The sequence below is a fragment of the Caballeronia zhejiangensis genome (assembly GCF_022879815.1).
In the GTDB taxonomy this organism is placed as follows: Bacteria; Pseudomonadota; Gammaproteobacteria; order Burkholderiales; family Burkholderiaceae; genus Caballeronia; species Caballeronia zhejiangensis.
The window spans coordinates 110,938-125,313 of sequence record NZ_CP084288.1 but is presented as its reverse complement, the minus strand read 5'-3'; the positions used below and the strand labels follow the sequence as shown (position 1 = coordinate 125,313).

General features: G+C 56.8%; 8 protein-coding genes, 2 tRNA genes and 3 rRNA genes. 5 read left to right on the top strand and 8 right to left on the bottom strand.

What is annotated here, in order from left to right; all coding sequences use genetic code 11:
• Position 1: 1 nt before the first annotated feature.
• Entirely contained in the window at positions 2–643 is a 642-nt protein-coding gene (locus tag LDZ23_RS33390) for an ATP-grasp fold amidoligase family protein (RefSeq protein ID WP_235366241.1), read from the bottom strand.
• Here LDZ23_RS33390 and LDZ23_RS33385 point away from each other — a divergent pair.
• The 4 genes from LDZ23_RS33385 to LDZ23_RS33370 all read left to right on the top strand — a co-directional run bounded on the left by LDZ23_RS33385 (position 542) and on the right by LDZ23_RS33370 (position 5,868).
• Positions 542–988 (top strand): hypothetical protein, encoded by a 447-nt coding sequence (locus LDZ23_RS33385; protein ID WP_235366242.1) that lies wholly within the window; start codon positions 542–544, stop codon positions 986–988. The two genes, LDZ23_RS33390 and LDZ23_RS33385, sit on opposite strands and share 102 nt — an antisense overlap.
• 414 nt (positions 989–1,402) lie before the next feature.
• Positions 1,403–2,647, top strand: a complete 1,245-nt coding sequence (locus tag LDZ23_RS33380; protein WP_008345902.1) for a hypothetical protein — start codon at positions 1,403–1,405, stop codon at positions 2,645–2,647.
• Positions 2,648–3,024: 377 nt separating this feature from the next.
• The gene (locus tag LDZ23_RS33375) at positions 3,025–4,233 is read left to right on the top strand and encodes a glycosyltransferase family 4 protein (RefSeq protein WP_235366239.1); all 1,209 of its coding nucleotides are present in this window, start codon (positions 3,025–3,027) and stop codon (positions 4,231–4,233) included.
• A gap of 396 nt (positions 4,234–4,629) precedes the next feature.
• Positions 4,630–5,868, top strand: coding sequence for a glycosyltransferase family 4 protein (locus LDZ23_RS33370; protein WP_008345906.1), 1,239 nt, complete (start codon positions 4,630–4,632; stop codon positions 5,866–5,868).
• A gap of 31 nt (positions 5,869–5,899) precedes the next feature.
• Here LDZ23_RS33370 and LDZ23_RS33365 read toward each other — a convergent pair whose 3' ends face one another.
• Complete coding sequence (locus LDZ23_RS33365) at positions 5,900–6,058, bottom strand: DUF3563 family protein (RefSeq protein WP_008345908.1); 159 nt, start codon at positions 6,056–6,058, stop codon at positions 5,900–5,902.
• A 155-nt stretch (positions 6,059–6,213) separates the two neighbouring features.
• Entirely contained in the window at positions 6,214–8,007 is a 1,794-nt protein-coding gene (locus LDZ23_RS33360) for a serine hydrolase domain-containing protein (RefSeq protein ID WP_235366240.1), read from the bottom strand.
• A gap of 312 nt (positions 8,008–8,319) precedes the next feature.
• Here LDZ23_RS33360 and bfr point away from each other — a divergent pair, with 312 nt between their 5' ends.
• A complete protein-coding gene (gene bfr / locus LDZ23_RS33355; RefSeq protein ID WP_008345910.1) occupies positions 8,320–8,796 on the top strand; it encodes a bacterioferritin in 477 nt (158 codons plus the stop codon).
• Between the two features lie 68 nt (positions 8,797–8,864).
• On the opposite strand, the gene rrf is transcribed toward bfr, so the two are convergent.
• From rrf to LDZ23_RS33330, 5 genes are all read right to left on the bottom strand, one after another.
• Positions 8,865–8,977, bottom strand: a 5S ribosomal RNA gene (gene rrf / locus LDZ23_RS33350).
• A 156-nt stretch (positions 8,978–9,133) separates the two neighbouring features.
• A 23S ribosomal RNA gene (locus LDZ23_RS33345) occupies positions 9,134–12,016 on the bottom strand.
• Positions 12,017–12,301: 285 nt separating this feature from the next.
• Positions 12,302–12,377: transfer RNA gene (locus LDZ23_RS33340), tRNA-Ala, on the bottom strand.
• Between the two features lie 47 nt (positions 12,378–12,424).
• Positions 12,425–12,501: transfer RNA gene (locus LDZ23_RS33335), tRNA-Ile, on the bottom strand.
• 63 nt (positions 12,502–12,564) lie between these two features.
• Positions 12,565–14,096: ribosomal RNA gene (locus tag LDZ23_RS33330) — 16S ribosomal RNA — on the bottom strand.
• The 16S, 23S and 5S rRNA genes sit together here with 2 tRNA genes alongside, the layout of an rRNA operon.
• Between the last annotated feature and the right edge of the window lie 280 nt (positions 14,097–14,376).

The window sequence follows — 14,376 nt, the reverse complement described above, 5'->3', positions numbered from 1 at the left end:
GTTACATGAGGCTTCCCCACTCGTAGTCCACCTTGTCGGGATGCAGCGCGAACATGCCAGCGCCCGGCGTGAACGTCAGCTCGCCGAAGTAAATCCGGTCTTTCGCATCGTACAGATCGACGCGCACGAATTCGAAATCGCTCGACAGCTTTCGCGCGATCGAAACGAGCGCATCCAGATTCGCCGGTCGCGGAGCCGGAGTCGGGCTGCGCGGATAGTGGCCCATGCCGATATCGAGAAGATTCCAGTCCGCGTCGTACATGTCGCCGCGCGGGCTTCCGAAACGATCCGAAATAACGAGGATGAATATCTTCGGATCGCCCGACTGCTTGTTGAAGACATGAAACTTCAGATCCGGCGGGACCTTTCCATCTTCTCCGGTAAGAAGTGCCTCGAAGAAAATGCGCCGCTCGATGGTTCGGTAATGTCGTTCGCGTGCAATCGCATAAAAGTCGGTCGATAACCAGCTTTTCGCCATTGCATCGAGTTTCTCGAATGACGTTTCGTTCTTGTCGCGCACGACATGCACGAATCCGCTGCCGTGATTCGCCTTCATGACGAAGGATTGGGGAAGCGCATCGAAAACACTTCTCGTGAAATCGGATGGTTCAGCAACCAGCGGCACGAGATACTCGCTGCCGATCTTTTCCGCAACGTATTCACGTACTTTCAGCTTGTCGCTGAGGTCGCCGAAGCGTGGATCGGGTTCGAGGCAGCGCCGCAGGATTTTTTCATTGAATGTCGTCGGATTGCGCAGCTTTGGAAATCGTCCGATCCGGCGACGATGATAAATGGTCAAGTACAGGTTATCGGGCAACCAGTCCCTTACGCTGTGAAACAACGTCTTCGAGAGAGTCATTTACTCCCCTCCTTTATTCTGTCCGTCAGACGAAACCCCGTCCGCCCCTTTCTCCGGCCGCGCGTTAAATGCGAACCGAATTTCGCCACGGCGCTGTTCATTGCCGTCGGCACTTCATCGAAACCTTGATTTTCTGCTGAATCGTGGACTGCACGTATGTACGCGAACGCACACACCCGAAAACCACGGTGTCAGAACACGTTTCCAAAAGTTGCTTTGCTTGCGACGACATTTCTTCGACGTTAAATTTCCTCGGGCCGGCGAATCAGATAACCGGACCGGTTTCTCTCTTTCGATGAGTCGCTGGACTTCACCGACGCAAGTCAGACCATAACGCATCCGGTCGATAGACGAGCGTCGTAGCGACAGGCGTCAACATTTGCGTCAATCGTATCGAGACCGTCTCCACGAGCAAGCGCGTTTCTTGCATCGAGAGCGGCTCGCGATGCTTCCGATGCCGGATGCACGCCACGCATGCGTCGCGCATGCGGCCGCAGTGCAACCCGCAACACCTTCAGAAATCCTTAGGGGCGGAGTCGACACATGCTCAAAGAGAAACAGATGAACACGCGCTGGATGACAAGCGCACTCGCGGCCGCAGCGCTCGCATTGCTCGCCGCTTGCGGTGGCGGCGGCGGTTCGGGCAACGGATCGAGCTCGCCCACGAGCTCGGGCGAAGGCGGTGCAAGCTCACCGGGCGGCGCGAGCGCACCCTCCGGCGCGAGCACGCCTTCGACGACGACCGGCACGCCGACGCTCGCCGCCGCGACTGCAGTCGTCGATGGTACGACGATCGGCGCATCGCAATGGAGCGACGGCTCGACATCGACGGGCGGCACCGGCCAGGCCGTCGCCAATCTGAACTGTACGGTCGCCGGCAATAAATACAGCTATTCACATCTGTCGATTTATCAAAACGGTAAGCAACTCTCGTTGCCGGCGAACGTCGGATACGTGAAGCCGACCATGGCGAAGCAGACGGGTTGCGTGTATCCGGTCCACACCGTCGATGCCTCGGGCAAGATCCGCATGGACGTGACATCGAATGCGTCTTACACGCTCGGGCAGTTCTTCTCCGTCTGGGGTCAGCCGCTCAGCACGACCAACGTGGCGGGCCTCACTGGCAATGTGACCGCGTGGGTGAACACGGGCGGCACGCTCACCAAATACACCGGCGATCTTTCGAGCCTCGTGCTGCCGGACAAGGGCGAAGTGACGCTCGTCATCGGCGCGACGCCGACGCAGATCGCGACCTATACGTGGACCGATCCGCCGCCGTTCACGTCGACGGTGACGACGCTCAGCTACGGCGGCCTGGTGGGCAATCTGTACTTTACCGATGGCAATACGGCGACGGGCGGCACCGGCGCGCCGGTCGATGGCCTGATCTGCGCGGCGGGCATGGCAGAGACGTTCCACGTTCACTCGCACGTCGCCATCTTCAAGGACGGGCAGTGGCTCGCGTTCCCGAAGAATGTCGGCATCTTGTCTTCGTGTAACTATGAAACGCACACGCATGACAACACCGGCATCATTCATATCGAAACGCCGAACTTCAAGGACTTCACGCTCGGCCAGGTATTCGATGTCTGGGGCATGCCGCTTTCGAGCACGAACGTTGCGGGCATCACCGGCGACATCGTCGTATATATCAACGATAACGGCGACGTGCGGCGCTACACGGGCGATCCGCGCAACATTCCGCTGACGTCCCTGCGGGATATCACGTTCCAGATCGGCAAGCCTTTGACCACGCTTCCGACTTATTCGTGGTACGAGCCGCAGTAACGACAGCATGCACGCCGCGGTTCAGGCCGCGGCGTTCGATCACTGCCCGCATTCCTCTTTCTTTCAACACCCAATGTCATCGGCGTCTATGTTCGGCACCACATTGAACGCCGGTGCACAAGCTGCTATGTTTTCCGCATCGCAGTCGAGCCGAAATGCGCTCGCGCGAGTATCTGTCATGGCAGAGACAAGCACCGCTCGACGATTCTTTGAACACGACGTTAGCTCGCCGTCGAGTATGATGATTTCAATACCTGCCTTGTCTTCCGGGGTTTTTCCGTCGTTTGACCGATCGTCGAACCCTGAGAGCGTTACGCTCTGCCGTGTCTTTGCATAGGCTTTTCCAAGGGGACTTCGTCGTCGTGAAGATACTGATCGTGAACACACTCTATTTTCCGGATGAACCCGGAGGGGCCGAAGTATCTACGCGACTACTGGCCGAGGGTCTGGTCAGGGCAGGCATCGAAGTCTGTGTGGTCTGCGCGACCGGATCGGGTGTCGACCATGTGGACAACGTGAATGGTGTGAAGGTCTATCGGCTTCGCTCGGTCAATCTTTACTGGCCGCATCTGCGCGAGAAGCACGGCCGCGTCGCCAAGCTGATCTGGCATGCCATCGATGTCTATAACGTCATCATGTCGCGCAAGCTCGCGAGCATCATCGCGCGTGAAAAGCCGGACGTGATCAGCACCAGCAATCTGTCTTGCCTCTCTGTCGATATCTGGCGTCTCGCACGCAATGCCGGCGTGCCGATCGTGCATACGGCGCGCGATTACTATCTGATGTGTCCGACCGCGATCATGTTCTCGCATTCGAAGCCATGCCAGCGGCAGTGCGGCGTGTGCTCGGTGTATGCGCAGCCCAAGCGCATCGCGTCGGCGCGCGTCGCGGTCGCTGTCGGCGTGAGTCGCTTCGTGTTGCAAAAGCATCTGGAAAGCGGCTACTTTTCGCGTGCGTCGCGCACGGCGGTCATCTATAACGCGTGCGAATCGCTTGAAACTTCGACTGCGCCGCCGCGCACGCGCCGTTATGCAGGCGGCCCCGTGCGACTCGGCATACTCGGGCGCGTGTCGCGGGAGAAAGGGCTGGAAGTGCTGCTCGAGCAATTGCTCGCGGACGATACGCTGCAATGGACGCTAGCCGTAGGCGGCCATGCGGATGCCGATTATCTTCAGGCGCTCAAGTCGAAGTACGACGATCCGCGCATCGAATATCTCGGCCGCGTGAAGTCCGACGCGTTCTACGACAGTATCGACATTCTCGTGGTGCCATCGATCTGGAATGAACCGTTCGGGAGGGTCACGGTCGAAGCGTATTCGCACGGCGTGCCGGTCGTCGGTGCAAACACGGGCGGCATTCCCGAAGTCATCGAGCCGCGCACGAATCTGGTGTTCGACATCGCGCAGCCCTCTTCGATCATCGGCAAGCTGCATGAAGCGGTGGCGTTGCTCGACGACCCGCGCGTGCACGAGCGTTTCCGCGAATATGCGCGGCGCTTCAACGTCGATGCGATGGTCGAGTCATATCGCGCGCTGTATGAAAGCGTGCTCGAAGAACAGGCGCTGCCACGCGCCGTATGTCCGTAACCTTGCCACGGTCCATATCGTTTTTGCTGCTGGCCACAAGGTAAAAATCGGGCTATCGATTCATAAGGAAGACGCAAAGCATGTAGGCAGCACGCAAATTGAAAAAACGCGATACCCCTTGCTTTCATGGGGTAAACTGGGCCGCACACCTTGCAGGGTCAAAGTTCAGCTCGAACGACCGCACTCGATTTCCAATCCTGTCGTCGATCGGATCGAGGTGACGCGGCGCCAACTGTCAGCCATCAGCTCATACGCTGTAGAACCGGAGCCGCGACACATGAAGGGTCATCCGCCCCGTCACATCATCGGCAAGCGCTCAACAAGCTACGGCGCGCGCGAAGACTTTCGCACCGCCAAGCCGCCGGCTCGTAGTGATCTGCATCCTGTCCATACGCCGTGAAAGTACTGATCGCGAACACGTTATATTTTCCAGACGAGGTCGGCGGCGCCGAAGTTGCGACGCGACTCCTTGCCGATGGCCTCATCAAGGCAGGCATAGAGGTTTGCGTGGTCTGCGCGACCGGCACAGGCGACGATCGCAATGAAGTCGTCAACGGCGCGAAGGTCTATCGTCTGCGTTCGACCAATCTCTATTGGCCGCATGCGCCTGGCGAGCATTCCCGCGTCGCCAAGCTGATCTGGCACGCGATCGACGTGCGCAACACGTCGATGACGCGAAAGCTCGCCGAGATCATCGAGCGCGAGAAGCCGGACATCATTCATACTGCCAACCTCTCGTGTCTTTCCGTCGATGCATGGCGCGTCGCCAACAACGCGGGCGTGCCTATCGTACATACGATCCACGATTACTATCTGTTGTGCCCGACGGCGAGCATGCTCACGGCCGGCAAGCCCTGCGCGAGTCAGTGCGGCGTGTGCTCGCTGTATGCGAAGCCGAAGCAGATCGCATCCGCGCAGGTCAGCGTTGCGGTCGGCGTGAGCGATTTCGTCTTGCAGAAGCATCTCGAGAGCGGTTTTTTCTCGCGTGCGGCAAAGACGACCGTCATCAACAATTGCTATCAGCCGGCCATGGATTCCGTCGCGGCACAGCACTCGAGACAAGATGGAAACGCTCCATTGCGACTCGGCATGCTCGGGCGCGTGCTGCCTGAAAAGGGCGTCGAGTTGCTGCTGGAACAACTGCTCGCAGACCAGACGCTCGACTGGACGCTCTCGATCGGCGGCACCGGAGATCAGGACTTCGTCGATTCGGTCAAGACGAAATACGCGGACCCGCGCGTGACTTTCCTCGGACGGGTCGATCCTTCGGATTTCCTGAGCAGCATCGATATTCTGGTGGTGCCGTCCGTGTGGAACGAACCGTTCGGGCTGGTCGTCCTCGAAGCGTATTCGCATGGCGTGCCCGTCGTCGGATCGAATATGGGCGGCATTCCCGAGATCATCGAGCCGCGTTCGAATCTCCTGTTCGACGTCGGCCGGCCCGAGACGTTGATCGACAAAATTCACGAGGCAACCGCCTTGCTCGACGATCCTTCTACGCGCGACCGGCTGCGCCAGCATGCGCGCAAATTCAGTCTCGATGCGATGATCCGCTCCTACGTCGAACTGTACGAAGGAATGGTCTGCCTCGAAGATCGAAAGCCGTGGCTCGCGACAGGACGTGAGGCGAATTGAGCCGCGGATGTTTCATGCGGGTCTTCGCGCATCAAAACGACATGCTGTAAGCGCGGTCTTCGTCTTCGACGTTACGCATGCGGCGTTCGAGATCGGCAAGATCGCCTGACGACGCGAGATAAGCGCTATGCGAAGGCATGTCGGTACGGGAAACCAGCTTGCCGAGAAGATGCGAAAGCAGTGCGAACATGATGTGCTCCTTGTCGTGTAGGAGGCGGCGTTTGCCGTATCGCTTCACCGCCTGACGCAGCGCGCATGACGTTCGTTCGTCGAACCTGCTTCACATGCATCGCCGATGTGAAGCAGGTTACTTCCCGTGAATTAGCTTCGAATGAGTGCTTTCATTCAAGCCTTCGCGTAAATCGAGCTTCCGAGCGTCAGTGTCGTGCCGCCACTCGCTGACGCAAAGCGGATCTCATAGAGATCGCGACCGAAGTTACCAGGCACCCTGACCGACATGCCGCCGCGATCGTCCGAAAGCGGCACGAAGAGTTGATAGCGAAGGTCCGTGTTGCCGTACAGCACATAACCCGGCAGTTCGGGCAACGTGGTCAGGTAAGCCGGTTCGTTCCCATCGATGACGATCGGCACGGCCGTTGGCGAATCGTTCGTCAGGGTCCATTGCGTGTCTAAACGCTGCTGCCATGCGGTGTCGAGCGGCGTGAGCGCGGCGAGTTGCTGACCGACCGGCAGCGTGAGATACGCGTAACCCGCGCCTGGCACCACACGCTTCATCAGATAGCGATAGCTGTACGCGTGGCCGTTCTCATCGGTTCCGGAAGCGACCGTGAAGCGATACGAGGCGCTATCGCTATTGCTCCACCACCATCCGTCACTGCGATACTGGTATGCGCCAAGCTGCGTCCACGCACGCTTCTTTCCATCCCACTGGTTCAATTGCAGGCTGCCGTCCGGATTCGCGATCACCTGGAATGGCGAGTCGGAATTGCCGTAGATACCGCCAGCCGTGACGATGTTCGGCGCCGATGCGGCCGATGGCGCCGTCGTGCTGATCTTGGCCGGCAGCGAGGCGATCGAGCCGTCCTCTTTCAGCGCGGAGAGCACGAGCGATTCGGCGATCTTGCGAGCGTCGTAGCCCGAATTGCCCGTGATCATCAGCGCGAGTTGCGCCTGTGGCACGACAAAGAACTCGCTCGAATAGAAGGCCGTTCCGCCGTCCTTTTCCCATCCGAGGACGCCTGCTGCATCGAGCGCCGGTTGCCTGATCGAGTCCCAGCCGAGTCCCCATTTCCATTCGGGCGACGGATTAATCAGGAGTCCGGTAGTTTGATCCGTGCCCATCTGCGCGATGCCCGCCGCCGATACTACGCGCTGCCCCTGAAACATGCCGCCGCCGATGATCATCTGCGCGAGATTCATCATGTCGCCGGGCGTGGAGCTCAACCCGCCCGTCGCATAGGCGTTGACGAATTCCTGATACTGCGTGCCGTTCGCAAACGGATACGAGAACGAGCCGCTGCTCGGCACGCTCGTTAGATAGCTGGAGTTCGTCATCTTCAGCGGCGCGAGGATGTTCGCTTCCACGAAGCTCGCGAAGCTCTGCCCTGTCATCGCGAGGACGATCTGCTCGATCATCGTGAAGCCGTCGTTGCAATACACGGCAAGCTCGCCGGGGTAATGCTTCAGATGCGTATTCGCGAGTTCGGCTTGCGTATCGGCTGCGTAGCCGGGAACCGGCGCGAACGTGAAGAGATTGCGCGAATTCGTGCCCGGCAGTCCCGACGAATGCGAGAGCAACTGGCGCGTCGTGATCTTCGCGTACTCGGGCGAGAGCATCGTGAATGTCGGGAGATAACGGACGATCGGCGTATCGAGCGTGATCAGTCCGCGATCCTGGAGGATCGTCGCTGCGAGCGCCGCAAACAGCTTGCTGACGGAGCCGATGTTGAAACGCGTCTGGGTCGTCGCCTTGGTTTGGTTCGGCACCGACGATACGCCGAACGCCTGCTGCCAGAACACGTTGCTGCCCTTGAGCATGGCCACCGATATTGCCGCGACGGGCTGCGTCGGATTGCCGATGGCCTGCTGGATTGCCTGCTGCCCCATGGCGACGGTTTGAGGATAGGACTGGGAGTCGGCGTTATCGCTGCCGCAGCCGGGAAGAAGTGTCGCGAGCATTCCGGCGCCGGCCATGCCGAGGAACTGCCGACGGCCCGTGCTCGCTATATTCGGGCTGAAGATTGAAGGGGCGCGGGTACGGTTCGATCGGGGCACGACGTCTCTCCTTGTTGTTATCTGCAAGGCGTACTCTGTGCGGCTCGTTCCTTTTGCGCTCGATTATAGGCATGAAAATCGCGCAATCGAGGGAAGTTTCCGCTACGCGGGCGGATGCGGCAGTGTCGCCACTAATGCGAATGAATCTCGTTGTCGGCTCGTCATCGCCGAACGTCTATTCTGAGTGTGTGGCAACGCGACCAGGCGGGAGACGGTATGCAAGGCGATTCGAAAGTGATTGACTACCTCAATGCCGAGCTGAAGAACGAACTGACGGCCGTGCATCAGTATCTTTTGCACGCGCGTCTCTATCAGCATTGGGGATTTGAAGAACTCGGCGCGCACGAATACGACGAGTCGATGGACGAGTTGACGCATGCTGACAAGCTGATCGAGCGAATCCTCATGCTCGATGGACTGCCGAATTTGCATGATCTTCATGCGTTGGCCATTGGCAAGCAGACGCTCGAAGCTCTGCAGAACGACCTCAAGCTCGAGCAGGCGGCCCAAGCGCAATGCAAGGAGGGGATCGTCTATTGCGAATCGGTGCGGGACTTTGTCTCAAGAGGGATTCTGGTCGAACTGCTCGACGCTACCGAGGATCACATCGATTGGCTGGAGATTCAGATCGGCCTCATCGACAAAATCGGCATCGAGAATTATCAGCAATCGGCTATTCGCAAGCTGGCGTGAGATGCTTTGAAAGTCCCAACGCAAAAACCCCACCTTTTGGGGTGGGGTTTTTGTTTGAAGCATGAGGAGCCTGACGATTACCTACTTTCACACGGGTATCCGCACTATCATCGGCGTGGAGTCGTTTCACGGTCCTGTTCGGGATGGGAAGGGGTGGGACCGACTCGCTATGGTCATCAGGCATGACTTGTTGTTGTCTCGCCTGGGTGGGCGCGACAACCAATCTGGGAAGAAGTAGAAGTGTTTGGGGAGTGAGTGTCGCACAACGATACTCAACCAGGGGTGGTATTGACCAAGCGCTGTGGCGCCAAGTCAGTACGTGAAACACACTGGTTATAGGATCAAGCCTTACGGGCAATTAGTATCAGTTAGCTCAATGCATTACTGCACTTACACACCTGACCTATCAACGTCCTGGTCTGGAACGACCCTTCAAGGGGCTCGAAGCCCCGGGGATATCTCATCTTAAGGCGAGTTTCCCGCTTAGATGCTTTCAGCGGTTATCTCTTCCGAACATAGCTACCCGGCGATGCGACTGGCGTCACAACCGGTACACCAGAGGTTCGTCCACTCCGGTCCTCTCGTACTAGGAGCAGCCCCCTTCAAATATCCAACGCCCACGGCAGATAGGGACCAAACTGTCTCACGACGTTTTAAACCCAGCTCACGTACCTCTTTAAATGGCGAACAGCCATACCCTTGGGACCGGCTACAGCCCCAGGATGAGATGAGCCGACATCGAGGTGCCAAACACCGCCGTCGATATGAACTCTTGGGCGGTATCAGCCTGTTATCCCCAGAGTACCTTTTATCCGTTGAGCGATGGCCCTTCCATACAGAACCACCGGATCACTATGACCTGCTTTCGCACCTGCTCGACTTGTCGGTCTCGCAGTTAAGCACGCTTATGCCATTGCACTATCAGCACGATTTCCGACCGTACCTAGCGTACCTTCGTACTCCTCCGTTACGCTTTGGGAGGAGACCGCCCCAGTCAAACTGCCTACCATGCACTGTCCCCGACCCGGATCACGGGCCAAGGTTAGAACCTCAAACAAACCAGGGTGGTATTTCAAGGACGGCTCCACCGAAACTGGCGTTCCGGTTTCATAGCCTCCCACCTATCCTACACAGATCGGTTCAAAGTCCAATGCAAAGCTACAGTAAAGGTTCATGGGGTCTTTCCGTCTAGCCGCGGGGAGATTGCATCATCACAAACACTTCAACTTCGCTGAGTCTCGGGAGGAGACAGTGTGGCCATCGTTACGCCATTCGTGCAGGTCGGAACTTACCCGACAAGGAATTTCGCTACCTTAGGACCGTTATAGTTACGGCCGCCGTTTACCGGGACTTCAATCAAGAGCTTGCACCCCATCATTTAATCTTCCGGCACCGGGCAGGCGTCACACCCTATACGTCCACTTTCGTGTTTGCAGAGTGCTGTGTTTTTATTAAACAGTCGCAGCCACCAGTTTATTGCAACCCTTTCACCCTCCTGGCGCAGGCCAGTCAAGCTACAAGGGCGTACCTTATCCCGAAGTTACGGTACCAATTTGCCGAGTTCCTTCTCCCGAGTTCTCTCAAGCGCCTTAGAATACTCATCTCGCCCACCTGTGTCGGTTTGCGGTACGGTCATCGTTAGACTGAAGCTTAGAGGCTTTTCTTGGAACCACTTCCAATTGCTTCGCTTCCGAAGAAGCTCGCGCCACGCCCTTGAATTACGCACCCGGATTTGCCTAAGTGCCTTCTCCAACGCAGCGACCGGGACGTCCAACACCCGGACAACCTTCCGCGATCCGTCCCCCCATCGCATCTAACAATGGTGCAGGAATATTGACCTGCTTCCCATCAGCTACGCATTTCTGCCTCGCCTTAGGGGCCGACTCACCCTACGCCGATGAACGTTGCGTAGGAAACCTTGGGCTTACGGCGAGGGGGCTTTTCACCCCCTTTATCGCTACTCATGTCAGCATTCGCACTTCCGATACCTCCAGCACGCTTTTCAACGCACCTTCGCAGGCTTACGGAACGCTCTCCTACCACACGTACTTGCGTACGCATCCGCAGCTTCGGTGACTGGCTTGAGCCCCGTTACATCTTCCGCGCAGGACGACTCGATCAGTGAGCTATTACGCTTTCTTTAAAGGGTGGCTGCTTCTAAGCCAACCTCCTGACTGTTTTAGCCTTCCCACTTCGTTTCCCACTTAGCCAATCTTTGGGACCTTAGCTGGCGGTCTGGGTTGTTTCCCTCTTGACACCGGACGTTAGCACCCGATGTCTGTCTCCCGTGATTGCACTCTTCGGTATTCGGAGTTTGCTATGGCGTAGTAATCCGCAATGGACCCCACAACCATGACAGTGCTCTACCCCCGAAGGTGATACACGAGGCACTACCTAAATAGTTTTCGGAGAGAACCAGCTATTTCCAAGTTTGTTTAGCCTTTCACCCCTATCCACAGCTCATCCCCTAACTTTTCAACGTTAGTGGGTTCGGTCCTCCAGTACGTGTTACCGCACCTTCAACCTGGCCATGGATAGATCACTTGGTTTCGGGTCTACGCCCAGCAACTGATCGCCCTGTTCGGACTCGCTTTCGCTACGCCTGCCTTAATCAGTTAAGCTCGCTACTGAACGTAAGTCGCTGACCCATTATACAAAAGGTACGCCGTCACCCGTTTCCAGGCTCCGACTGTTTGTATGCATGCGGTTTCAGGATCTATTTCACTCCCCTCCCGGGGTTCTTTTCGCCTTTCCCTCACGGTACTGGTTCACTATCGGTCGATCACGAGTATTTAGCCTTGGAGGATGGTCCCCCCATCTTCAGACAGGATTTCACGTGTCCCGCCCTACTTGTCGTACCCCTAGTTCTTCCTCGCTGTTTTCGTCTACAGGGCTATCACCTGCTATGGCCGCACTTTCCAGAGCGTTCGACTAACAACAAAGATAAAGAGTACAGGCTGATCCCATTTCGCTCGCCACTACTTTGGGAATCTCGGTTGATTTCTTTTCCTGCGGTTACTTAGATGTTTCAGTTCACCGCGTTCGCTCCACACAACCTATGTATTCAGTTGTGGGTACTCCATTAGGAGTGGGTTTCCCCATTCGGACATTTGTGGATCAAAGCTCGTTTGCCAGCTCCCCACAACTTTTCGCAGGCTACCGCGTCCTTCATCGCCTGTGATCGCCAAGGCATCCACCACATGCACTTGTTCGCTTGACCCTATAACAAGTGTGTCTCTCTCGAGCCACCCTCGCCATAGGCTGAGTATTCGCGTTGTGCCGTATTCCAAGTCATCATCAAGATCACTTTTCATACTTGATACAATCACTACCCTGACTACCCGACTCACACCCATCTCTAAGTGCTTTTAGATAGTCTCTTTACTACTTCTTCCAGATTGTTAAAGAACGTTTAGCCGACAAGCTCACTTCACTCGCCTGCGACATCAACTGGCTTTCAATCGCCAATGCAAAGTGCTTCACGAAACACTGCGCATTGAGGACTTGGTGGAGGATGACGGGATCGAACCGACGACCCCCTGCTTGCAAAGCAGGTGCTCTCCCAGCTGAGCTAATCCCCCGCGTCTTGCGTCTGCAGCCTCACTGACTGCCTGACTCATCTTGACCGTGGTGGGTCTGGTTGGATTCGAACCAACGACCCCCGCCTTATCAAGACGGTGCTCTAACCGACTGAGCTACAGACCCAAAGCCTGTCTTCAAACAACAGCCGATAAGCGTGAGCGCTTAACTTCGTGTGCGAAGCTCGAGAAAGGAGGTGATCCAGCCGCACCTTCCGATACGGCTACCTTGTTACGACTTCACCCCAGTCATGAATCCCACCGTGGTAAGCGCCCTCCTTGCGGTTAGGCTACCTACTTCTGGTGAAACCCACTCCCATGGTGTGACGGGCGGTGTGTACAAGACCCGGGAACGTATTCACCGCGGCATGCTGATCCGCGATTACTAGCGATTCCAGCTTCACGCAGTCGAGTTGCAGACTGCGATCCGGACTACGATCGGTTTTCTGGGATTGGCTCCACCTCGCGGCTTGGCAACCCTCTGTTCCGACCATTGTATGACGTGTGAAGCCCTACCCATAAGGGCCATGAGGACTTGACGTCATCCCCACCTTCCTCCGGTTTGTCACCGGCAGTCTCCTTAGAGTGCTCTTGCGTAGCAACTAAGGACAAGGGTTGCGCTCGTTGCGGGACTTAACCCAACATCTCACGACACGAGCTGACGACAGCCATGCAGCACCTGTGCGCCGGTTCTCTTTCGAGCACCCCCACCTTTCAGCAGGGTTCCGACCATGTCAAGGGTAGGTAAGGTTTTTCGCGTTGCATCGAATTAATCCACATCATCCACCGCTTGTGCGGGTCCCCGTCAATTCCTTTGAGTTTTAATCTTGCGACCGTACTCCCCAGGCGGTCAACTTCACGCGTTAGCTACGTTACTAAGGAAATGAATCCCCAACAACTAGTTGACATCGTTTAGGGCGTGGACTACCAGGGTATCTAATCCTGTTTGCTCCCCACGCTTTCGTGCATGAGCGTCAGTGTTGGCCCAGGAGGCTGCCTTCGCCATCGGTATTCCTCCACATCTCTACGCATTTCACTGCTACACGTGGAATTCTACCTCCCTCTGCCACACTCAAAGCCTGCCAGTCACCAATGCAGTTCCCAGGTTAAGCCCGGGGATTTCACATCGGTCTTAACAGACCGCCTGCGCACGCTTTACGCCCAGTAATTCCGATTAACGCTCGCACCCTACGTATTACCGCGGCTGCTGGCACGTAGTTAGCCGGTGCTTATTCTTCCGGTACCGTCATCCTCCATCCATATTAGGGACGAAGTTTTCTTTCCGGACAAAAGTGCTTTACAACCCGAAGGCCTTCTTCACACACGCGGCATTGCTGGATCAGGGTTGCCCCCATTGTCCAAAATTCCCCACTGCTGCCTCCCGTAGGAGTCTGGGCCGTGTCTCAGTCCCAGTGTGGCTGGTCGTCCTCTCAGACCAGCTACAGATCGTCGCCTTGGTAGGCCTTTACCCCACCAACTAGCTAATCTGCCATCGGCCGCCCCTATAGCGCGAGGTCCGAAGATCCCCCGCTTTCTCCCTTAGGTCGTATGCGGTATTAATCCGGCTTTCGCCGGGCTATCCCCCACTACAGGACACGTTCCGATGTATTACTCACCCGTTCGCCACTCGCCACCAGGGTTGCCCCCGTGCTGCCGTTCGACTTGCATGTGTAAGGCATGCCGCCAGCGTTCAATCTGAGCCAGGATCAAACTCTTCAGTTCAATACCTGTTACTGTTTTCTATTCTTCCGAATAGGTCGCTCACTCAACGTACTGACGATGATTTATTCCATCCAAAGATGAACAAACCTTCCTCTGATACTTCGTGTGAGACTCTTGATACTTTTGCTATCGCCGATTCCGAAGAACCAGCCGCACTCGCCATCAAGCGCCCACACTTATCGGCTGTTAGTTTTTAAAGAGCATTTGCGCAGTTATTTGCTTCGCTATTCGCTTGCTTTCTTGCGCGCCGTCATTCAACGGGAGGCGAATTATGCGGGGC